This is a genomic window from Mesorhizobium sp. M0185, from assembly GCF_040322175.1.
Classification (GTDB): domain Bacteria; phylum Pseudomonadota; class Alphaproteobacteria; order Rhizobiales; family Rhizobiaceae; genus Mesorhizobium.
This window is the reverse complement of record NZ_JAMYSY010000007.1, coordinates 1-20,484: the sequence shown is the minus strand read 5'-3', so window position 1 is coordinate 20,484 and position 20,484 is coordinate 1. Positions and strand designations below refer to the sequence as shown.

At 63.4% G+C, this 20,484-nt stretch carries 22 protein-coding genes and 2 pseudogenes; 12 read left to right on the top strand and 12 right to left on the bottom strand.

What is annotated here, in order from left to right; all coding sequences use genetic code 11:
• Nucleotides 1–146: 146 nt before the first annotated feature.
• From NKJ20_RS07860 to NKJ20_RS07835, 6 genes and pseudogenes are all read left to right on the top strand, one after another.
• Complete coding sequence (locus NKJ20_RS07860) at nt 147–545, top strand: AtpZ/AtpI family protein (RefSeq protein ID WP_352743409.1); 399 nt, start codon at nt 147–149, stop codon at nt 543–545.
• Nucleotides 546–614: 69 nt separating this feature from the next.
• The gene (locus tag NKJ20_RS07855; protein ID WP_352743407.1) at nt 615–1,373 is read left to right on the top strand and encodes a F0F1 ATP synthase subunit A; all 759 of its coding nucleotides are present in this window, start codon (nt 615–617) and stop codon (nt 1,371–1,373) included.
• Between the two features lie 67 nt (nt 1,374–1,440).
• Nucleotides 1,441–1,665 (top strand): F0F1 ATP synthase subunit C, encoded by a 225-nt coding sequence (locus NKJ20_RS07850; RefSeq protein WP_320232093.1) that lies wholly within the window; start codon nt 1,441–1,443, stop codon nt 1,663–1,665.
• A gap of 65 nt (nt 1,666–1,730) precedes the next feature.
• The gene (locus NKJ20_RS07845) at nt 1,731–2,306 is read left to right on the top strand and encodes a F0F1 ATP synthase subunit B (RefSeq protein ID WP_352743405.1); all 576 of its coding nucleotides are present in this window, start codon (nt 1,731–1,733) and stop codon (nt 2,304–2,306) included.
• Nucleotides 2,307–2,316: 10 nt separating this feature from the next.
• Complete coding sequence (locus NKJ20_RS07840; protein WP_023674071.1) at nt 2,317–2,808, top strand: F0F1 ATP synthase subunit B; 492 nt, start codon at nt 2,317–2,319, stop codon at nt 2,806–2,808.
• 820 nt (nt 2,809–3,628) lie between these two features.
• Nucleotides 3,629–3,767, top strand: a pseudogene (locus NKJ20_RS07835) (ATP F0F1 synthase subunit B); the annotation flags it as partial.
• Nucleotides 3,768–4,015: 248 nt separating this feature from the next.
• Here the strand turns inward: NKJ20_RS07835 and rnhB are convergent.
• Nucleotides 4,016–4,711, bottom strand: coding sequence for a ribonuclease HII (gene rnhB / locus NKJ20_RS07830; RefSeq protein WP_352743401.1), 696 nt, complete (start codon nt 4,709–4,711; stop codon nt 4,016–4,018).
• A 165-nt stretch (nt 4,712–4,876) separates the two neighbouring features.
• On the bottom strand, nt 4,877–6,031 hold the full coding sequence (locus tag NKJ20_RS07825) for a PA0069 family radical SAM protein (protein ID WP_254818651.1): 1,155 nt from the start codon (nt 6,029–6,031) through the stop codon (nt 4,877–4,879).
• Between the two features lie 151 nt (nt 6,032–6,182).
• Here NKJ20_RS07825 and NKJ20_RS07820 point away from each other — a divergent pair, with 151 nt between their 5' ends.
• Both NKJ20_RS07820 and NKJ20_RS07815 read left to right on the top strand, forming a co-directional pair.
• A complete protein-coding gene (locus NKJ20_RS07820; RefSeq protein WP_352743399.1) occupies nt 6,183–6,686 on the top strand; it encodes a glycosyltransferase in 504 nt (167 codons plus the stop codon).
• Nucleotides 6,687–6,874: 188 nt separating this feature from the next.
• A complete protein-coding gene (locus NKJ20_RS07815; protein ID WP_352743397.1) occupies nt 6,875–7,849 on the top strand; it encodes a phytanoyl-CoA dioxygenase family protein in 975 nt (324 codons plus the stop codon).
• A 33-nt stretch (nt 7,850–7,882) separates the two neighbouring features.
• Here the strand turns inward: NKJ20_RS07815 and moaB are convergent, their stop codons facing one another.
• The 6 genes from moaB to NKJ20_RS07785 form a co-directional block, all read right to left on the bottom strand.
• A complete protein-coding gene (gene moaB / locus NKJ20_RS07810) occupies nt 7,883–8,425 on the bottom strand; it encodes a molybdenum cofactor biosynthesis protein B (RefSeq protein WP_352456849.1) in 543 nt (180 codons plus the stop codon).
• Nucleotides 8,412–9,314, bottom strand: a complete 903-nt coding sequence (locus NKJ20_RS07805; protein WP_352743395.1) for a 4-(cytidine 5'-diphospho)-2-C-methyl-D-erythritol kinase — start codon at nt 9,312–9,314, stop codon at nt 8,412–8,414. Before NKJ20_RS07805 ends, moaB begins: the two co-directional genes overlap by 14 nt.
• 26 nt (nt 9,315–9,340) lie before the next feature.
• Nucleotides 9,341–9,526, bottom strand: coding sequence for a membrane protein (locus NKJ20_RS07800; RefSeq protein WP_023674078.1), 186 nt, complete (start codon nt 9,524–9,526; stop codon nt 9,341–9,343).
• 81 nt (nt 9,527–9,607) lie between these two features.
• A complete protein-coding gene (locus tag NKJ20_RS07795) occupies nt 9,608–10,465 on the bottom strand; it encodes a S49 family peptidase (protein ID WP_031211037.1) in 858 nt (285 codons plus the stop codon).
• Between the two features lie 87 nt (nt 10,466–10,552).
• The gene (locus tag NKJ20_RS07790) at nt 10,553–11,353 is read right to left on the bottom strand and encodes a tRNA1(Val) (adenine(37)-N6)-methyltransferase (protein ID WP_352449925.1); all 801 of its coding nucleotides are present in this window, start codon (nt 11,351–11,353) and stop codon (nt 10,553–10,555) included.
• On the bottom strand, nt 11,353–11,577 hold the full coding sequence (locus tag NKJ20_RS07785) for a putative signal transducing protein (RefSeq protein WP_023674082.1): 225 nt from the start codon (nt 11,575–11,577) through the stop codon (nt 11,353–11,355). The genes NKJ20_RS07790 and NKJ20_RS07785 overlap by 1 nt, the downstream gene beginning before the upstream one ends.
• Before the next feature lie 160 nt (nt 11,578–11,737).
• Between NKJ20_RS07785 and NKJ20_RS07780 the strand changes: the two genes are divergently transcribed.
• On the top strand, nt 11,738–12,754 hold the full coding sequence (locus NKJ20_RS07780) for a polyprenyl synthetase family protein (protein WP_292663011.1): 1,017 nt from the start codon (nt 11,738–11,740) through the stop codon (nt 12,752–12,754).
• Between the two features lie 26 nt (nt 12,755–12,780).
• On the opposite strand, the pseudogene NKJ20_RS07775 reads toward NKJ20_RS07780, so the two are convergent.
• Nucleotides 12,781–14,214 (bottom strand): annotated as a pseudogene (locus tag NKJ20_RS07775) (MFS transporter).
• Between the two features lie 104 nt (nt 14,215–14,318).
• Between NKJ20_RS07775 and NKJ20_RS07770 the strand changes: the two are divergent.
• A complete protein-coding gene (locus tag NKJ20_RS07770) occupies nt 14,319–14,924 on the top strand; it encodes a TetR/AcrR family transcriptional regulator (RefSeq protein WP_352743393.1) in 606 nt (201 codons plus the stop codon).
• A 19-nt stretch (nt 14,925–14,943) separates the two neighbouring features.
• Here NKJ20_RS07770 and NKJ20_RS07765 read toward each other — a convergent pair whose 3' ends face one another.
• The 3 genes from NKJ20_RS07765 to NKJ20_RS07755 form a co-directional block, all read right to left on the bottom strand.
• A complete protein-coding gene (locus tag NKJ20_RS07765) occupies nt 14,944–15,576 on the bottom strand; it encodes a hypothetical protein (protein ID WP_352743391.1) in 633 nt (210 codons plus the stop codon).
• Between the two features lie 10 nt (nt 15,577–15,586).
• Nucleotides 15,587–16,654, bottom strand: a complete 1,068-nt coding sequence (locus NKJ20_RS07760) for a YadA-like family protein (RefSeq protein WP_352743554.1) — start codon at nt 16,652–16,654, stop codon at nt 15,587–15,589.
• A gap of 406 nt (nt 16,655–17,060) precedes the next feature.
• The gene (locus NKJ20_RS07755) at nt 17,061–18,155 is read right to left on the bottom strand and encodes a helix-turn-helix transcriptional regulator (RefSeq protein WP_352743389.1); all 1,095 of its coding nucleotides are present in this window, start codon (nt 18,153–18,155) and stop codon (nt 17,061–17,063) included.
• Between the two features lie 321 nt (nt 18,156–18,476).
• On the opposite strand from NKJ20_RS07755, the gene NKJ20_RS07750 reads away from it, so the two are divergent.
• Nucleotides 18,477–20,252 (top strand): tetratricopeptide repeat protein, encoded by a 1,776-nt coding sequence (locus NKJ20_RS07750; RefSeq protein WP_352743552.1) that lies wholly within the window; start codon nt 18,477–18,479, stop codon nt 20,250–20,252.
• 36 nt (nt 20,253–20,288) lie between these two features.
• Nucleotides 20,289–20,484, top strand: a 196-nt coding sequence (locus tag NKJ20_RS07745; RefSeq protein WP_352743387.1) for a hypothetical protein, incomplete at its 3' end; no start/stop codon positions are given.

Below are 20,484 nucleotides of genomic sequence, written 5' to 3'. Positions count from 1 at the left end.
ACCCAGGCAAGTAGCTGATTTATAACAAAAAAATACTTGAGCTTGAACGTCTGCCCGTGGCTTGACGGGCGCGGACCCTCTAACTATGTTGCCGGCGACTTTAAGAAGCGGACGGACGGTGACGGTCTGACCGGGCAGGGGGTTGCGTGGCCGACAAGAATGGGCCAGACGGAACCGGAAAAACCGGCCGCGGCAAGCAGCATGAAGCCGACATCCGCGACGACGATCTTGAGCGCCGCCGGCGCGACCTTGAAGCATCGCTTGCGACAAGGCGGCCGGACCGGCTCGAGGGGAAAGACGACGCGAAAGCGGGCAGTGTGGCCGGGTACGGCCAGGCGCTCAAGCTGTCCAGCGAGTTCATCGCCGGGGTGGTGGTTGGTGCCGGCATCGGCTGGATCATCGACCGTCTGGCGGGGACAACGCCATGGGGTCTGATCGTTTTTTTGCTGCTGGGTTTTGGCGCCGGCGTGCTCAATGTCATGCGCTCAGCAGGGCTTATGGCAGAATTCGGACAAAGCGATAAACAGCGCGATCCGAAAGAATGAATTAACGCGCCACTCACCGGCGCAATGAACGGATAGTAGAGTCGCGTGCGACTTTGATGGGGATTTAAAGTGGCTGCTGACAAGGTCGATCCAATCCACCAGTTCCAGATACATCCGCTTGTTCCGATTCACATCGGCGGCTACGACCTGTCTTTCACCAATTCGGCGCTGTTCATGGTCGCGACGGTGGCTGTCGCGGCGGCGTTTCTCTACCTCAGCACATCGAGCCGCAGCCTCATTCCCGGCCGCCTACAGTCAGTTTCCGAGATGGCATATGAATTCGTCGGCAACATGCTGCGCGATTCAGCCGGAACCCAAGGCATGAAGTTCTTCCCCTTGGTGTTTTCGCTGTTCATGTTCGTGCTCGTCGCCAATTTGCTCGGGCTTTTTCCTTATTTCTTCACCGTCACCAGCCACATCATCGTCACCTTCGGCCTGGCTGCGCTGGTGATCGGAACCGTCATCGTCTACGGCTTCATGAAGCACGGCTTCGGCTTCCTGAAGCTGTTCGTGCCGCAGGGCGTGCCTTTAGTGATGATGTTCCTCGTCGTACCGATCGAGATCATCTCGTTTCTGTCGCGACCAATCAGCCTTTCTGTCCGTTTGTTCGCGAACATGCTGGCTGGCCACATCACCCTCAAGGTCTTTTCCGGCTTCGTGGTTTCGCTGAGCGCGCTTGGCGCGGCTGGCGTGGCGGGTTCGATCCTGCCATTGGCTATGGCGGTAGCGCTGACGGCCTTGGAAGTTCTGGTGTCTTTCCTGCAAGCCTACGTCTTTGCGGTTCTGACCTGCATGTATCTCAACGACGCTTTGCATCCCAGTCACTAGGGAATTTCACCGGCGGATTTACCGTCATTACAAACTGCAACGACAATGGAACCACAAGGAGTTTGACATGGAAGTAAATGCAGCAGCTGCAATCGGCGCGGGCATCGCTTGCCTCGGCATGGGTGGCGCCGGCATCGGCCTCGGCAACATCTTCGGCAGCTATCTGGCGGGCGCGCTGCGCAATCCGTCGGCCGCCGATGGCCAGTTCGGCCGCCTGATCTTCGGCTTCGCCGTGACCGAAGCGCTGGGCATCTTCTCCCTTCTCATCGCCTTCCTGCTGGTGTTCAAGTAAGAAACACCGGGCCGACGAAGAGGGGCGCGCAAGGTGCGGCCTGACTGTATGGACAGGGGAATGCGATGTTCGTGACATCTGCCTTTGCGCAAGAGCCCGCGCCCGCCGTCGAAGGTGGGAGCGCTGGCACCGGCGTGCCCGCCGAGGCGCACGGCACGTTTCCGCCATTCAATCCGGAGACATTCCCCTCGCAGCTTCTATGGCTGGCAATCACCTTCGGGCTGTTTTATCTCTTCTTGAAACGGGTGGTGATGCCGCGCGTTGGCGGCATCATCGACGTGCGCAACGACCGCATTACCCAGGATCTCGACCATGCTGCCCGGCTGAAAAGCGAGGCCGATGCCGCCGTTGCCGCCTATGAGCAGGAATTGGCGGAAGCCAAGGGCAAGGCCAATGCGATCGGTCAGCAGGCCAACGATGCGGCCAAGGCGGAAGCCGAGGCTGCCCGCAAGACGATCGAGGCAGCGCTTGACCAGAAGCTTGGCGAGGCCGAGGCGCGTATATCTTCCATCAAGGCCAATGCCATGAAGGAAGTCGGCACGATCGCCGAGGACACCGCATCGGCCATCGTCGAAGCGCTTGTCGGCGGCAAGGCCAGCAAGGCCGAAATCGCGGCCGCGGTCAAATCCGTGGCCGGGTGAGGAGCGCATCATGGACGCCACATCTCTCGCGACGCTTTGGGCAACGGTTGCCCTCGTAATCTTCCTCGGCATCGCCATCTACATCAAGGTGCCGGGCATGATCGCCAAGGCGCTCGATGCCCGCGCCGACAAGATCAGCAGCGAGCTCGAGGAAGCGCGCCGGTTGCGCGAAGAGGCCCAGCAACTGCTTGGCCAATACCAGCGCAAGCGCAAGGAAGCCGAGCAGGAGGCCGCGGCCATCGTCGCCGCCGCCAAGCGCGAAGCCGACATGCTTGCCGCCGAGGCGCACAAGAAGACCGAGGACTATGTCGCCCGGCGTACCGCCTTGGCCGAGCAGAAGATCGGCCAGGCGGAGCGCGAAGCAATCGGCGAAGTGCGCGCCAGCGCCGTCGACATCGCGGTCGAAGCCGCGCGCGCGCTGCTGGCCGGCAAGATCGACGCCAAGGCCGGCGCCGACCTGTTCAACGCCTCGCTGCAGGATTTGAAGTCGAAGCTGAATTAAGCGACTTCGTCGAGAAATTCATCGAAAGCCGCCCGGGAAACCTGGCGGCTTTTTTGTTAGCGAAAGCGGCCAAGCGCGTAATCTCCCCCCTCGAGGGGGAGATGGCCGGCAGGCCAGAGGGGGTCGCCGCGCGTGAAGCACCAGCCTTCTCTTTCGTCCCGCATGACGTCGCGCCAGGACGTACCGACCCCCTCTGTCGCCTTTGGCGACATCTCCCCCTCAAGGGGGGAGATCCGCGCCTAGCGAATGTTGCTATTTTTGATACGTTAAATGCCATTGCGGCGCAGACCCTCGGTATCGATGAGACCAAAAATGACAACGGGCGCATTCTCGGCGCTGCATTGCTGGGGATCTGGCCCAGGGAAACCGCACGAATGGCTCTGGCGCAATGGAATCCTGCAGACGTCAAAGCCAGATGTGGCGTGTCGGCATAAATGACTATGAAGAGATTCTTTTTTTTACTGCTAGCCATTGCGATATCATGTGTAACATTAATAGTGCTATTGTTTGCATTTAACCAAGTATTGATTCGAATTGACAGGAACAACTTTACCGTAGGAACGATTTCCGTTGGAACTACGCAATTTGCGGAACAGCAAGGTTCCGGAGTACGTTTCACGTTATTTTGCTTTCGTCGGATACTGACATTTCTGTCGCATGTGGAGTTGGTGTGAGTAAATCAACCGACCACGACGGATATCTAACCCCGCAAGCCTCAATGGTATGTGAGCGTAAAGCTCACCGATTGCTCTTTAGATGAGTTTAATTACATATTGTGATGCTGCGACGAAGACTTAAAAGGTAGAAGGCCGATTGTGAGGCGATGGGCGAAGTGCGTGCCAGCGCAGTCGATATCGCCGTCGAAGCCGCGCGCGCTGCTGGCCGGCAAGATCGACGCCAAGGCCGGCGCCGACCTGTTCAATGCCTCACTGCAGGATTTGAAGTCGAAGCTGGACTGAACGGCTGCATCTACAAGTCATCGAAGCCGCCCGGGAAACCTGGCGGCTTTTTTGTTAGCGAAAGCGGCCAAGCGCGTAATCTCCCCCCTTGAGGGGGAGATGGCCGGCAGGCCAGAGGGGGTCGCCGCGCGTGAAGCGCCAGCCTTCTCTTTCGTCCCGCATGGCGTCGCGCCAGGACGTACCGACCCCTCTGTCGCCTTTGGCGACATCTCCCCCTCGAGGGGGGAGATCACACCTAGCCGAATCCCTCAATCCAAACCCGAAAAACCCTCTTCCTCCAGCACCTCGGTGCCGCCGAACCGGAACGGCGCGAAGGAGTTGCGGTGCAGCCGCGCCACTGGTCCATGCAGATCGATCGCCGTGCGGTGGCGCACAGTGGCGTAGCCCATATGCAGTTCGAAGCCGTAACGCGCATGATGGCTGCCGCAGCCGCACATCATGCGGTCGCGCATCACCTTGGCGACGATCGAGGCTGCGGCGATCGACTGCGAGCGCTGGTCGCCCTTGATCAGCGCTCTGCCCTCGCAGGGCAGGCCGGGCGGCACGTCGCGGCCGTCGGCCAGCGCCAGCTTCGGCTGGATTGACAGGCCGGCCACGGCACGGCGCATCGCCTCCAGGCTGGCCTTGAGGATGTTGGAGGCATCGATGCCTTCGGCGCTGACCGACGCCATCGATACGGCGAGCGCGGAGCCGAGGATTTTCAGGAACAGCGCCTCACGCTGCAAATGCGTCAGCCGCTTGGAATCATCGAGGCCATCGGGGATGTTGGCGGGATCGAGCACCACCGCTGCAGCCACCACCGGCCCGGCGAGCGGACCGCGGCCGGCCTCGTCCATCCCCGCCACCGGCCACAGGCCTTCGGCCATCGCCCTCGTCTCGAACGAGAAGTCGGGTTTCTCGACGATTTCGAAGAGAAGCGGAGAATCGGAACGCGGGCGAGCCATGGTGCGGCGAGGTTCGCATCGGCTCCGATTCTCCGCAAGTCCCTCCGGGTCGGGCGGGGCACCGGACCAGGAGGGGCTACCGTCTGCAAGCCCGGGGACAGGACAGGCCGGACGGGATTTTTGCCTGTTGCCGGCCGTTTCAACCGGCTGGCGCGAGACGCTTTGTCACAGCAGCATCAGCTGCTCGGTAGCCTTGGCGGCGGGGACGAACTGGTCGGTCCTGAGCGAGCGCCGCTCGGCGTTGAGGCCGAGCCGTTTGGCAGCGATCTCGAAACGCCGGCCGATCTGCCAGGCATAGGGACCGGAGCCTTTCATACGCTTGCCCCATTCCGAATCGTAGTCCTTGCCGTCGCGCATCGAACGGATCAGCGACATGACGTGGCGATAGCGATCGGGATAATGGCGCAGCAGCCAGTCCTTGAAGATCGGCGCGACCTCCAGCGGCAGGCGCAGCAGCACATAGCCGGCTTCACGCGCGCCCGCTGCCTGCGCCGAATCGAGGATGCGCTCCATTTCCGGGTCGGTCAGTCCGGGGATGATCGGCGCGACCATCACCGAGGCCGGAATGCCGGCATCCGAAAGCTGCCTGATCGCCTCCAGCCGCTTGGTCGGCGTTGACGCTCGCGGCTCCATCGTTCTGGCCAGCATCCTGTCCAATGTCGTCACCGACAATGCCACCTTGGCCAGCCCGCGTTCGGCCATGCGTGACAGAATGTCGATATCGCGTGTCACCAGCGCCGATTTGGTGACGATGCCGACCGGATGCCCGCGCGCCTCCAGCACTTCGAGGATCTCGCGCATGATCCGGTATTGCTTCTCGATCGGCTGATAAGGATCGGTGTTGGTGCCGATGGCGATGGTGCGCGGCTGGTAATTATCCCTGGACAATTCCTTGTCGAGCAGCCGGGCCGCATCCGGCTTGGCAAACAGCTTCGATTCGAAATCCAGCCCCGGCGACAGGCCCATGAAGCTGTGCGTCGGCCGCGCGAAACAATAGACGCAGCCATGTTCGCAGCCGCGATAGGGATTGATCGAGCGGTCGAAGGAGATGTCGGGCGATTCGTTGCGCGTGATGATGGTGCGCGGCTTCTCGACCTGTACCTCGGTCTTGAACGGCGGCAGCTCCTCCAGCGAATTCCAGCCATCGTCGAATACATGCCTGCTGACCGGCTCGAAACGGCCGGACGGATTGATGCCCGCCGACCTGCCGCGATTGCGGTCGGGACGGACGCGCATGCCGCTCTGCTCGATCATCGCATTCGCCATCTCGGCCCTGCCAGCGCCGAAGGCTGCAATATCGGCACGCACGATCTGTTCCATCTTGGCCCTTTCCCAGGGACTGTCCGCCCGCTGTCGAATCGCTCTGCTCATGAATGTATTCCTATCGTATCGATGAGAACAAAGCAAGAACTTTCTCGCGGTGCGCCGCAAAAACTGGCGCTGCCCACCGCTTTCCGCTATTCGGCTAAACATGCTCAGCGTCCTGATCGAAACCCTGAACGACGAGGAGGGCCTTGCCCGCACGCTCGCCTCGCTGATCGGCGGCGCGGTCGAAGGCGTGGTGCGCGACGTTCTCGTCTGCGATACCGGCTCGACCGATCAGACGCACCGCGTCGCCGAACATGCCGGGTGCCACTATGTCAGCGGCGGCATCGCCGCCGGCATCAGGCAGGCCAAGGGCGACTGGCTGCTTTTGCTGGAACCGGGCGCGCGGCTGGGAGAGGGCTGGATCGACGAGGTCGTCGCCCATATCGCCAGGCAAACCATGGCGGCGCGGTTCTCGCGGGCACGCGGCAGCCGCGCGCCGTTCCTGTCGCGCGTCTTTGCCGGAAATCGCGCTCTCGCCGAAGGCTTGGTGATCAGCAAGCGTCAGGCCGTGGCGCTGTCGAAGAACGCCCGCAGCGCCGAAGCGATCGCCCGCGGCCTGGCGACCAGGAGTCTCCACGCCGAGATCTGGGTCGCGCCGCGGAAGTGACGGCTTACCGTGCCGGTTATGGGAACTCCGCCCAAGCAAATTTTCTGGCGGGTCGTGGTTTATTGTGCATTGCACAAAATCTGGCCGGGGGTTACCATTCCCGGCGATATGGGCGAATAGGGTTTGGGGTGTGCCGGAGCGGCGACGACTAACGTCGATGCTGTTCCCTCGACATTTTGAGGACCCCGATGACCCTTTCAAGCCCTGACAAGTCCGGCGCTGCAAGCCTCGAGGCGATCGCGCGCAACGGCGGCACGCTGCGCCGCATCGCCGCCCGCATCCCGACCTATCTTTCCGACCTTCGCGAGAATCCGGCATGGCTGCCGATGTTCATGCTGGCCCGCACCATGCCGGCGCGGCGCCTGCACTGGCGCGGTGCAAAGCCCGTTCGGCCGGCGCGCAATTTCGGTGAAACGATGTTCGCCGGCGTTGACCGCGATGCCGTCGTCGGCGCGCTGCGGACGGAGGGGCTCTATTCGGGCCTGATGCTGCCGGCCGCCGTCCATGAGGAGATCGCCCGCTTCGCCGAGCGCACGCCATGCTTCGGCAATTTCGACCGCCGGCTGGAATTCCTGCCCGAAAAACACGCCGATGCCGAAAAGCATTTCGGCCGCCCGCTGCTCAGCGGTCACTATTTCGAGCGGGTCCTCGACTGCAGCGCTGCGGTCGCCGTGCAGCGCGATCCGCTGCTTCTCGACGTCGCGGCACACTATCTCGGCAGCCAGGCCAAGCTGATCACGACCCGCGTCTGGTGGAGCTTTCCGACCGGTGGCGTCTCGGACGCCGACAAGAACATGGCCTCGCTCGGCAAATACCATTTCGACCTCGACGACTGGCGCATGCTGAAGTTCTTTTTCTACCTGGTGCCGGTCGACGCCGACACCGGGCCGCATGTCTATGTCCGCGGCTCCCACAACCGCCGCATCCTGAAGCATCAGCTGACGCTGCTGGTCGGCCATTCGGCGGAAGAGGTGCTGGGCGTGTACGGCGAGCAGAGCCCGGTCACGCTGACCGGGCCGGCCGGCCTCGGCTTTGTCGAGGATCCGTTCGGCTTCCATATGGGCACCGTGCCGACGCGCACGCCGCGGCTGATGATGGAGGTTGGCTTCGGCGTCTCGCCGCCCTCGCGCCGGCGTTTTCACGGCGAGCCGGTCATTCGCTAAACCGAGGTCGCTTGGCTGATACCTCGGTTCGTCTCAGCCGCGCCGCAAATGCTCGTCCAGCCGCGGCATGATCTCGACGAAGTTGCAGGGCATGTGCCGATAGTCGAGCTGCGGCTTCAAAATGCCGTCCCAGGCGTCCTTGCAGGCGCCGGGCGAGCCCGGCAGCACGAAGACGAAGGTGGCGTTGACGACGCCGCCGGTTGCCCGGCTCTGGATCGTCGAAGTGCCGATCTTGTCGTAGGAGATGCGGTGGAACACTTCGGAAAAGCCGTCCATGCGCTTTTCGAAGATCGGCTCCAGCGCTTCCGGCGTCACGTCGCGGCCGGTGAAGCCGGTGCCGCCGGTGGTGATGACGACATCGATCGCATCGTCCTTCGACCAGCCCAGGACCTTGTCGCGGATCTTGTCGCGGTCGTCGGTGACGATGTCGCGGGCGGCCAGGACATGGCCGGCCTCGGCGATACGGTCGGCCAGCGTCTGCCCGGATTTGTCGTCGGCGAGGCTGCGCGTATCGGAAACGGTCAGTACCGCGATGCGCACGGGAACGAAGGGGCGGCTCTCGTCAATCCTGGCCATGGGCATCAACCTCCGATGTCACGCTTCGCGTCGCCGCGACAAACCAGTCGGGATGGCGGCTGCGAATATCGACGGCCGCGCGCTTGGCCACATTGCCGGTCTCGAACAGCCCGAAGCAGGTGGCGCCTGAACCGGACATCCTGGCAAAACCGGCTCCGGCCTTGTTGAGCACGGAAATGGCCTTGCCGATGGCGGGCTGGATTGCGCGCGCCGCAGGCTCGAGATCGTTGCGGGTGATCTCCAGCCAGTTGCGGATGCTGTGGAAGTCGAGGCTGTGCGGCAGCGGCGGCAGCCCCGCATTGTCGCGGCGGCCAAGCGCCTCGAACACGTCGGCCGTCGAGACGGCAGTGCCGGGATTGACGAGCACCAGACCCAGCGCCGGGAAACCCGGCACGAGCGTCAGCTCGTCGCCGACGCCGCGGGCTATCAGCGGCTTGGCAGCGAGGCACATCGGCACGTCGGCGCCGAGCGACAGGCCGATCCGCGCCAGTTCGGCATCGCCGACATCAAATCCCCAAGTCTGGACCAGGGCGCGCAGCACAGCCGCCGCATCGCTCGACCCTCCGCCGACACCGGACGCGACCGGCAGGTTCTTTTCGAGCCTGATGGCGACAGCCGGTGCGTGCTGGGGACCGGCCTCGCGCCGCAGTGCATCGCGCGCTCTCACCACCAGATTATTGTCGTCGACCGGCACCGCGGAGGCGTATTTGCCGGACACGGAAAACCCATCGCTGTCGGCAAGTTCCGTCTCGATGCGATCGCCGAAGCGCGTGAATACAGCCAGGCTTTCGATCGTGTGATAGCCGTCGGCGCGCTGGCCGGTGACGTGCAGCGCGAGATTTATCTTGGCGTGCGCATGCGACGCCCGGATGCTGGCCTCGGCGTTCACTGGCTCTGCCGCGAGGGGGACGACGGTCAATCCTTGGCCAGACGGTATTCGCCGGTCTTCGGGTCCTTGACCAATGTTCCCATTGTACCGTTGGCGGCCTGCTTTTCGGTACGCCGCACCTTGGCGGTCACACGCTCGGCTTCCCTGACGAAGGAGCGGTAGCCGAAATAGGCGGCAATGCCGACGACGGCGAAGAAAATGATCTGCGGCATGTCAAACTCCTCCCTCGCAAGGCCGGCAAGGCGGCCGGTCGGGTCGGTTGATGATTTATGCTAGACGCTTTCACCGGCTTTTCAAAGCCCGAAGCGCGCCCACAGCGCGCGCTCTTCCGCCGCATCGATGACGCCGCTTGCCGCGGCGGCGGCTATGTCGGGCGCCGAAAAGCTCGAGCCGAACAGGCCGAAGCGGCCGAACAGGCCGCGCGGCGCGGTGATCAGCTTGAGCTGGGTTTTCGGCCCGAAACGGCTCTTCAGCACGCTGCGCATGTCGCCGAGCGCATCGACCAGCCCGAGCTCCAGCCCTTTTTTGGCCGTCCAGAAAAGTCCGGTGAACAGGTCGGGATCGTCCTTGAGCTTGCTGCCGCGCCTGTCCTTGACGAGATCGATGAAGGTCTCGTGGACCTCGAGCTGCAGCGCCTTCAGGCGCTCGACGTCTTCCTTCTTTTCCGGCTTGAACGGGTCGAGCACCGCCTTGTTCTGGCCGGCGGTGTGGACGCGGCGCTCGACGCCGATCTTCTTCAACAGCTCTGGAAAGCCGAACGAGGCCGACACCACGCCGATCGAGCCGACGATGGAGGACGGGTCGGCAAAGATCTCGTCGCCGGCGACCGCGATCATGTAGCCGCCCGATGCCGCCACGTCCTCGACGAAAACCAGGACTTTCTTGTTCTTCTCGCTCGCCAGGTCGCGGATGCGCCTGAAGATCAGCCGCGACTGCACCGGTGAACCACCTGGCGAATTGATCGAGATGGCGACCGCCGGCGCGTCGAAGGAAAACAGCTTTTCGAGAAGGCCGGCGGTGGAAGCGAGCGACAGGCTCGGCCGGAACTGGCCGCCGCCGGGCATGATCGTGCCGTGCAGCCGGATGACCGGAATGGTGACGACGGCGGAGCGCCAGGATTTCGGCAGCAGGCGGTTGAAAAGGCGTTTCACGAGGGGGCGGTCTCCGGTCGATTTGCTTGAGGCATGTAGGAATTCGCCGGCCAACGGCAATGCCGTCACCCCGGCAATCAGAATGGATCAGTCTCCGAACAGCGACGCCAGCCCGTTATTGATCAGCTCTGCCCGCTCCGAAGGGCCATTGCCTGAATAGGCATGCAGCATAAGCGGTGGCTGGATCGACAGTTTGCCGCGTGCGCCGAGTGCTGCCCGGACGACGATGCGGATCGCCGCCGCTTCGGGGCGAGGGTGGACGGCCAGCATCTCGGCGTCGCCGAAGCGGCCGGCAATGGCATCGAGGATGGCGCCGAGCTGTTCCGGCCTGGCGATGACGGCCAGCCCGCCGCCCGGCCTGACCACCGCGGCCGCGCTGCGGATCCAGCTGTCGAACAGCCCATCCGCAGAGACATGCGCGGCCTTTCTCAGCGGATCGGGCGTCGCGCGATCCTCGGCGGCATTGAACGGCGGGTTCATGATGACGAAATCGAAGCTGTTGTCCTCGAGGCCGGCGGCCGTTCGCGCCCGGCCCGACAGCGCGACATCGGCGACGAGCACCGAGGCGCGGTCGCTGAGATGCGCATTGCCGGGATGGGCAAGCGTGGTGGTGGCGAAGGCCGCCATTTCCGGGGAACGCTCGACAAGCACGGCCTCTGCAGCGGGGCAGCGCGACAGTACCGCCAGGCCGGCGGCACCGGCACCCGCGCCAAAGTCAGCAAGCCGCCCGGCGAACGAGGACGGCACGGCAGCCGCCAGCATCATCGCATCCATGCCGGCGCGGTGGCCCGCCTTTCTCGGCTGCACCAGCCAGAAGCGACCGCGATGGAAGGCGTCGACCGTATGAGCCGGCATGTCCGGGACAAGGGCAGCGGGCGACGCGGACATTATTTTTGGCGGATCTCGTTGGCGATGCCTGCATCCGTCAGGATGCGCCGCGCCGCATCGGCCTTGTCGGCGTCCACCATGACACGGCGGGGCAGGATGCCGATCGAGCCGTCGAGCACGCTCATGTTCTGGTCGGCGACGAAACAGCCGATGCCGGCATCGCGCATCAGCGATTCGACAAACGAAATGATGACGGCGTCGTTGGTGCGGATGAGCTCTATCATCGGATGAAACTCGCAGTTTGCGGCGTTGATGTAAACGTAGGCGTGATCATGTACCAGAGCCGGCGCGCCAATTCGCCTCTTGCCGCGCCGGTGGGTGACACCCTAGAGTCTGTCCAGGGACCATGTTGCCGTCGTGCATATCGAGGTTGGGAGTTTTGCCGTGGGTGTCGTTCTCAACATTGAAAACGGGAAGCGCGAAGCCGCCTCGATAAAGGACCTCATCGACCTGACCGCGGCCGACATGGGGCGCGTCAACAAATTGATCCTGTCGAAGGCCGGCTCCGATGTCGAGATGATTCCGGAGATAGCCAATCATCTGATCTCGTCGGGCGGCAAACGGCTGCGGCCGATGCTGACGCTCGCCGCGGCCCAGATGTTCGGCTATTCCGGCGACGGCCATGTCAAGCTCGCCACATCGGTCGAATTCATGCATACCGCGACACTTCTCCACGACGATGTTGTCGATGAAAGCGGCATGCGGCGCGGCAAGAAGACGGCACGCATGATCTGGGGCAACCAGGCCAGTGTTCTGGTCGGCGATTTCCTGCTCGGCCAAGCCTTTCGCATGATGGTCGATGTCGGCTCGCTGGAAGCGCTCGATATCCTGTCGAGCGCGGCCTCGGTCATCGCCGAAGGCGAGGTGATGCAGCTCGCTGCCGCAAAAAACCTCGAGACCACCGAGGATGAGCATTTCGCGGTGATCAAGGCCAAGACCGCGGCCCTGTTTTCGGCCGCCGCCGAGGTCGGCCCCGTCATCGCTCAGGCGACGCGCAATGATCGCGCAGCACTCCGCTCCTACGGCATGAATCTCGGCCTTGCCTTCCAGCTGATCGATGACGCGCTGGATTACGGCGGCACCAGCAAGGATCTCGGCAAGAATGTCGGCGACGATTTTCGCGAGGGCAAGGTCACGCTGCCGGTGATCCTCGCCTATCGGCGCGGCACCAAGGCCGAGCGCAGCTTCTGGAAACGCGCCATCGAGGACAATGCCGCCGACGATGCCGGGCTGGAGAAGGCCATCGGCCTGATGCTCCGCCATGGCGCGATTGCCGACACCATCGGGCGCGCCCGCCATTTCGGCGAGATCGCCCGCGACGCGCTGGCGCCGCTCGAGGCGACGCCGCAGAAATCGGCGCTGATCGACGTCATCGATTTCTGCATCAGCCGGGTGAATTGACAGGCATCGGCGCCCCGCGCTTGTTCTCATCGAGCCTTTGCCGGAAGAACCATTGCTGCCAGCAGGCTAACGACGATGCCCGCCGCCGCGAGCCAGAAGGCGACCTGGATGCCGTCGGCGACGGCAATTTTCAACGCATTGCCGGACAATTCGCCGATTTGGCTGTTCGCAATCGCAATCAGCACGGCCATGCCGATGGCGTTGCCGACATTGAGCGTCGTCGAAGCCATCCCCGAGGCGACGCCTTGCTGGTCATGGGCAACGCCGGAAGCGGCGGCAATCCACATTGCGGTCCAGACGATGCCTTGTCCGACGCCGGAGACGATCAGGCCAGGTACGAGGGCCAGATAGCTGCTCTCCGCGGTCGCGCCTGATACCATCAATGCTGTGCCGACCGCGCCGACGATCATGCCGCCGACCAGCGTGCTGCGCGTCGAAAAGAGCGTCGCCAGACGCTCGCCGGCTTGCGTACCGGTGGCGATGGCGACCGACGGCACGAGAAAGGCGAGGCCCGTCTGCAAGGCAGTGAAGCCGTGCACGTTCTGCAGCAGCACGGTGAGGAAGTAGGGCAGCGCGCCGAAAGTGGCCATGTAGAGGAAGGTTATCGTCATGCCGGCGACAAGGCTGCGGTTGTGGAACAGGCGCAGCGGCATCAGCGGATCGGCGCTGTTGGCCTCGATCACGGTGAAGGCGATCAGGAAGAATGCCGCCAGTGCCGCGCTGACAATGATTGCGACAGAGCCCCAGCCATATTCAGGCCCCTGAACCAGTGTGAAGACAAGCAGCGTCGCGCCGGCGGTGACGGCCAGTGCGCCCGGCAGATCGAAGCTGCGTTGCTCGTGCCGCTTGCGATCGCGCGGGATGATGGCGAAAGCCGCGATGATGGCGATCCCGGCCAGCAGCACGTTGACGTAGAAGACCGACGGCCAGCCGAAGGCGCTGGTCAGAAACCCGCCGGCAAGCGAACCGAGCGTCAGGCCGCTGGCGCCCGCGCCGCCCCAGACGGCGAGCGCCCGGTTGCGTTCCGGCCCTTCGGCGAACAGGCGGTTGATCAGCGACAGCGTCGCCGGAAACAGGAACGCGGCGCCGATGCCTTGTACGGCGCGGGCCGCGATGATGATTTCCGGCGACTAGGCCAGGCCACCGACGAGAGACGAAAGCGCGTAGAGCCAGAGCGCGAAGATGAAGACGCGGCGCTGGCCGATCAGGTCGGCGGCCCGGCCGCCGAACAGCAGGAAGCCACCGGTGAACACGGTGTAGGCGCTGACCACCCACTGCAGGGTCTGGCCTGAAAATCCGAGGCCGGCGCCGATCTTCGGCAACGCCACGAAGACGATGTTGAGGTCGAGCGAGATGATGAGCTGCGCGAAGGCGAGCAGCGCCAGCGTTGCGCCATGTTTCGCCCTGCTTGCTCCCTGCGTTATCGCCCCGAGCGGCGCGCCTTGATCGAGTGAACTCATGTCGGACTCCTTGTCCACAATTATTTGATGATCGACAAAGAATTGAGATTTGCAATCCGAAGTCAAGCAGATTATTTGTTGATCGACAAAAATTGGAGACCGCCATGGCAGGCAGGCCAAGGCAATTCGACCGCGACCAGGCGCTGGAGAAAGCCCGCGACGCTTTCTGGAGGCGCGGCTACGAGGGCACCTCGATGGCCGATCTCGTATCGGCGCTTGGTCTCGCATCGGCGCGCATCTATGCCGCCTTCGGCTCGAAGGAGGACCTGTTTCGCGAAGCGGTGGCGCTTTACGAGGCCAATGAGGGCGGCTTTGCCACGCGCGCGCTGGAGGAAGAACCAAATGTCCGGCGCGTCACCGAGCGCATGCTTCGCGACGCCGTCGAAATCTATACGAGGCCGGGGCGGCCGCAGGGCTGCATGGTGGTGACGGCCGCGACCAATTGCGCCATCGAAAATGACGCCGTGCTGCAATGGCTGGCGGAGCATCGGCTGGCGCGTACCGCGTCGATCGTCGAGCGATTGAAAAAGGCCGTGCGCGATGGCGAATTGAAGCCGGATACCGATGCCGAGACGCTGGGTGACTATTACGCCACGCTGATGCACGGCCTTTCGGTCCAGGCACGCGACGGCGTGCCGAAAAAGCGGCTGCACGATCTTGTCACCGTCGCCATGCAGGCGCTGGACGCAAGCCTTTCGCAAGCGTCCTAAGGTTCGGGGCCGTGACGCCTCATTTGCCGGCTTGTTCGGCGGCCCTTCTGGGATTGACCTCCGGCGTCGGCGGGTCGGGTATTTCGGTGGCGACAGGCTTTGGTGGTTCCGGCTCCGTCGCCGGCGCTTCCGGGCCGGCCTTGCCGAGCGCAACCGAGATGCCGAACACCTTCCATTGCCGTTCGACCGGCGCAAACAGAAGCTCGAAATTGACCTGCATCGGCACCGAGGGAAAGAACCCGGCCATATGCAGCATGCCGTTGGGCTCGATCTGCGGCAGCAGCGTCAATTGCGGCTCCAGCACCGCGACGCCGCCGAGGTTGATGCCGTCATTGCGGTGGCCGGCGAAGATCTCGGCAAGCTTGGCGGCGTTGTTGGCCTGGAAGCCCGGCGCGCCGAGATCGCGCAGCACCGTGTAATTCCCCGTCTTGTTGGCATGGTCGAGCGCCAGCAGCGAGCCGCGCACCAGGATCAGCACGCCGTTGCGGTCGATATTGGCCGGCTTCGGCGCTTGCGGCTTGGCCGATTTCTGGGTTTTCGACGTTTGCGCTAGGGCAGACGGGACAAGCTGCGGAACGGCCGTCGTCAACACCAAGGCTGCCAGCAACATTCTGCCCGCCGGCCGCACCGATCCCGGCAGCATCGAGCTCATGCCGGCTGCATCAGTTCAGTGTCCACGATGCGCCGACGCTGACGCCGACATCGCCGCGGTTTGTCGAGGCCGACACGGCGGCGTTGAGGCGGAAATCCAGGCTTGGGCTATAGCCGAGGCCGAGCGCCAGGCCCGATTGACCTTTGAAGTGGCCAAAGCCGCCGGCCAGCGACAATTTGCCGGGCCTGTCGTCGTAACGCAGGCCCGCCGTCGCCAGGGCAAGCGCCGTTCCGGCCCGGGCTTCCGAGCGGTTTTCGCTGACCTGCTCGCCAAGATCCTGCAACCCGCCCTCCAGCGCCCCGACGCGGCCGTCGAGCAGGGCGATGTTCGCCTCGTTGATCGTGGTGCGGCTGTCGAGGCTGAAGATCTGCGCGGTGTGCAGGTTGAGCGTGTTGGTGTTGTCGGTGATGCGCGTCTCATGGTCGGCGAGCTGCGTCGTGTGACCGCTGACTGTGGTGTTTAGCGTGTTGATCTGGTTGGTATTGTTGGTGATGCGCGTCTCGTGATCGGCAAGCTGCATGGTGTGGTTGCCGACCGTGGTGTTGAGTGAGGCGATCTGGGTGGTGTGGGCTGCCACGTCGTCCACCAGCCCTTCGATCTCGTCAATGTTGACGGAAGCCGTCGCCAGATTGCCGGCGGCGTCGGACGTCACCAGATATCTCGGTCCGCTCTGCGCGTCCTTGCTGGCCTGGCTGTTGACACCGGCGAGCGTGTAGGTGGCGCTGCTGTTGCCGATTGCCACCTGATTGGTCCGTGTCGTGCTCACGCCCTGTCCGATGGCGACGGAGTCGGCAAAATTGGCCGTCGCACCAGTGCCGAGAGCGGTGGCATTCACCGCATTCGCCTTGGCCGAGGCGCCAAGAGCGGTAGCGTTGGCCTGGTTAGGGCCTCCCGCACCAGCCTGAGCACGGGCGCCGATAGCCGTCGTGCCTGCATTGTTATGGGTGATGGGACCTGAGATTCCCCCAGCCCATGCATCGTCGCCAAGAGCGGTACTGAGGTCTCCATCAGAAACGGCTCTACTGCCAACCGCCGTGGAGGATCCGCCCGCAGCTTGGGCGATAGTTCCGCATGCCATACCGGTAGGCGAAGCCCCGGCGCCATCTGCGCCAAAATTTATATCCTCACATACAAACGCCGCCGCCGGAGTCGGTGCGAGGACCACTAAGCCGGCTGCCGCGGCTATCACCAAAGCTCCGGCCCCGCGAACCGGCACGCGCGACGACATCAGGATGCCGGCAGCCCTTACTGCAGCCGACCATTCAAAGCGTTCTACAACACGGCAATCCATCTTAATTATCCCCTTCTTGCCAGAACAGCGCTGGCCGATCGCAAGGCTCCCGATGAGACAGACCATGCATGAAGCCGGCGACGGCCGGACAGTCGGCAAATGCCTACATTTCGCGGAAAACCCGCTGTTTTTGCGGCGTTTCCGGTGCCTGCTGTTGCAATTCAGCAACACAGGAACTGGTCAGTTGCCGAAATCACGAAAACGGTCGCGCGCTCGTCAGCAGCGCCACGAGCTGGCTTTGGCGACTGGTGCCGGTTTTTCGGAAGATTCGCTCGAGATAGGTGCGGGCCGATTTAACGGCGATGCCGATTTCGAGGGCGGCTTCCTGTACGGAACGGCCGGAGGCAAGCACGACGGCGAGCCGGGCTTCCGCCGGCGTCAAGTCGAACAGGCCCGAAAGGATACCGGGCGACGGCACCGTCGCGCTGATGCTGACGGCAGTTGCCGCGACAAGGATATCCGCGCCCGAAAAGATGTCATGTGCGGCGCGGCGCAAAGGCAAAAGGTGAACGATCAGAGCCGGCCGCCCCTTCCTGGCCGGAACGGGAATGGACCGCACGACGCGGTTGTCCTGGTTGTGCGCAACGGCCTGCTGGAAAAGCGCGTTTGCCGGTCCATCGGCAAGTGCCATGCCGCCATGGGCCAAGGCAACGAACACGTCCGCCATGTTTTCCAGAAGGCGGTTGGCTGTCAGCACGCGGCCCGATCCGCTCATGACTGCCGCAGGCAGCCCGATTTCGCTCAGAATGGACACGGCGGTCCTGGCCCGCTCCAGACCGAGCCGTCCGGCGACAAGGCCGGCCCGCGCCAGATGCGGACGGAGCCCGTTCAGCAGGTCGATCGCCGCCTGATCGTATTTGCCGTCCTTCAGCCAGCGCTGGAAGACGAACAGGACAAGCTCCCCGCTCGGCATGGGAATCGACGTGCAGACGGGCGATCCGACGCCGAAATTTCTTGCCCACGCATAGATCGGGTCCCGCTCGATCTCCTCTCCCGTCATGAAGTCGTCGACCCGCACGAAGCTTGCCGGCTGAGTGCTGCACATGCGCTGCACGCTCTCGGAAAATTTCCAATCTGCCATGAAAGCGTCGATCAAGGGCTCGGCCTGCGCCTCGCCGATGGCGCGAAGCGGGGAATGATCGCTGATCATGAAAATCGAGCCGCTTGCCGAGCGCGTGATCGCACTGGTCGCTTCCAACGCTCCCGGCCACAGCTCGGCGGCGAACGCTGCTTCGTAGATACGATCAACGATGGCGAAGGCTTCTTCGTCGCGCGGCACTTCCAGCATCGGCGCCCCCATGGCTGGCGAAGCAAGAATTGAAATCTCATCCTGCCACGCAAAGTTGCATGGCGGAAGCTTTCAACCGTTGGCGCTTATGGATCGCTTACGGCGTCGGGAAATAGCACCGCACAGGCAGCGCCAAAGCGGACGCCACGCGGTCAAGGGTCGCAGTTCAGGCCCTTTCGGCATGGTTTATTAATTGCTTGACCGATTGTGAATTCGGGCCGGGTTGAAGCACGACCCCAAAAAGGCCATGCTTTACCTGTAAGGATCGAGTCTACGGCGATCCCGCTGACGCGGAGATGGCGTTTGGCTGAAAGGGATATGATGCGGCAAGGATATGCGCGCTGGCTGACGGGGCTGGCAATCGCGACGGGCATGGCGATCTCGGCTTTACCGGCGCATGCCAAACAGACCGCCGAGCCGGTCAGGATCACATCCTTCTCGGGGGCCTATCTCGCCGCCAGGATTGCCGACGGCGACAACGACCTCGACAGCGCCATTTCCTATTACAAGCAGGCGCTTGCCTTCGATCCGAACGATACGGGACTGCAGCAGAGTCTGATGCTGTCGCTGATCGCGCAGGGGCGCTTCGACGAATCCCTGGTCTATGCCGACAAGCTCAAGGCGGTTCCCGATGTCGAGCGCTTCTCGCGCCTGGCGCTGGCCATCGATTCCTTCCACAAGAAGGATTTCTCCAAGGCCGAATACTGGCTCAAGCTGTCGCTCGAATCCGATCTCGACCGGCTGATCTCCGGCGTCATGACCGGCTGGGCCAAGCAGGGTGCGGGTGACGCCGGCGAGGCCATGGCTTCCATCGACAAGCTGCAAGGCCCCGACTGGTTCAGCCTGTTCAAGTCCTTCCACCGTGCCTTGATTGCCGACGCCTCCGGCCTGCCCGACAGGGCGGATGCGCTCTACACCGCCACCGTGCAGGACACGGCCGCCGGCGGTGCGGCCCCCGAAACATGGATGCGCAACGCGCAGGCCTACGCCTCTTTCCTCGCCCGCAAAGGCGACAAGGCCAAGGCGCTGTCGGTGCTCGACAAGGCCGAGGCGTTCGCCCCCGGCAAGGTCGAGATTGCGGCGCTTCGCGATAAGATCAACAAGGGCGAAAAGATCGAGCCCTTCGTTGCCGGTCCGTCGGACGGCGCCTCGGAAATCCTGCTCGATCTCGCCACCGCGCTCAACCGCGGCGGCGGCGAGCCGTTCGTGCGGCTTTATCTGCAATATGCCTTGGCGCTGCGGCCCGACAACGACGCGGCGCTCGTTCAGCTTGCCGCCGTTGCCGAGCAGTTGAAAGACGGCGAGGGCGCCATCGCGCTCTATCGCCGCATTCCCGCTGGCTCGCCGCTGAAGGAGCTTTCGGACCTGCAGCTTGGCCTCAACCTTGCCGATCTCGACCGCAACGACGAGGCGATCGCTCACCTCAAGGCCATCGTCGATGCGCATCCAGACGACATGCGCGCCTATCTGGCGCTCGGCGGCGTCTATTCCTCGAAGGAGGATTTCCGCTCCGCCGCCAATCTTTACGACAAGGCAGTCGAGGTGCTGAAGACGCCGACCGCCGCCAACTGGAACATTTTCTACCAGCGCGGCATCGCCTATGAGCGACTGAAGGAATGGCCGAAGGCCGAGCCGAATTTCCGCAAGGCGCTGGAGCTCTACCCCGACCAGCCGCAGGTTCTGAACTATCTCGGCTATTCCTGGGTCGACAAGAACATGAACCTCAAGGAAGGCCTCGCGATGATCCAGAAGGCCGTCGACCTGAGGCCGAGCGACGGCTACATCGTCGATTCGCTGGGCTGGGCCTATTACCGCCTTGGCCAGTTCGACGATGCGGTGCGCGAAATGGAACGCGCCGTTTCGTTGAAGCCGGAGGATCCGGTGCTCAACGATCACCTCGGCGACGTCTACTGGCGCGTCGGCCGCAAGCTGGAAGCCACCTTCCAGTGGAACCAGGCCCGCGACCTGAAGCCGGACCCGGACGTGCTTGCCGCCTTGCAGCAGAAATTGATGAAGGGCCTGCCGCCGATCGAATCCAACACGGCGCAGGAAACCCCGAACGTAAAGCCCGTGCCGGGGCCCGCGCCGAAGGGGTGACCCTTCTTTCCTTCTCCCCTTGTGGGAGAAGGTGGATTGGCGCGCAGCGCCAAGATGGTTGAGGGGTGCTGGACGGAGCACGTTGATGCCAAGCTGGAACACCCCTCATCCGACCGAGCTTCGCTCGGCCACCTTCTCCCACAAGGGTGTTTGGACCGGAGACATCGCGAACAGGTGTGCGAGGACATCGCGAACAGTTTCCCACCCTATCTGTTGCTTGCGTTGAGGTCGA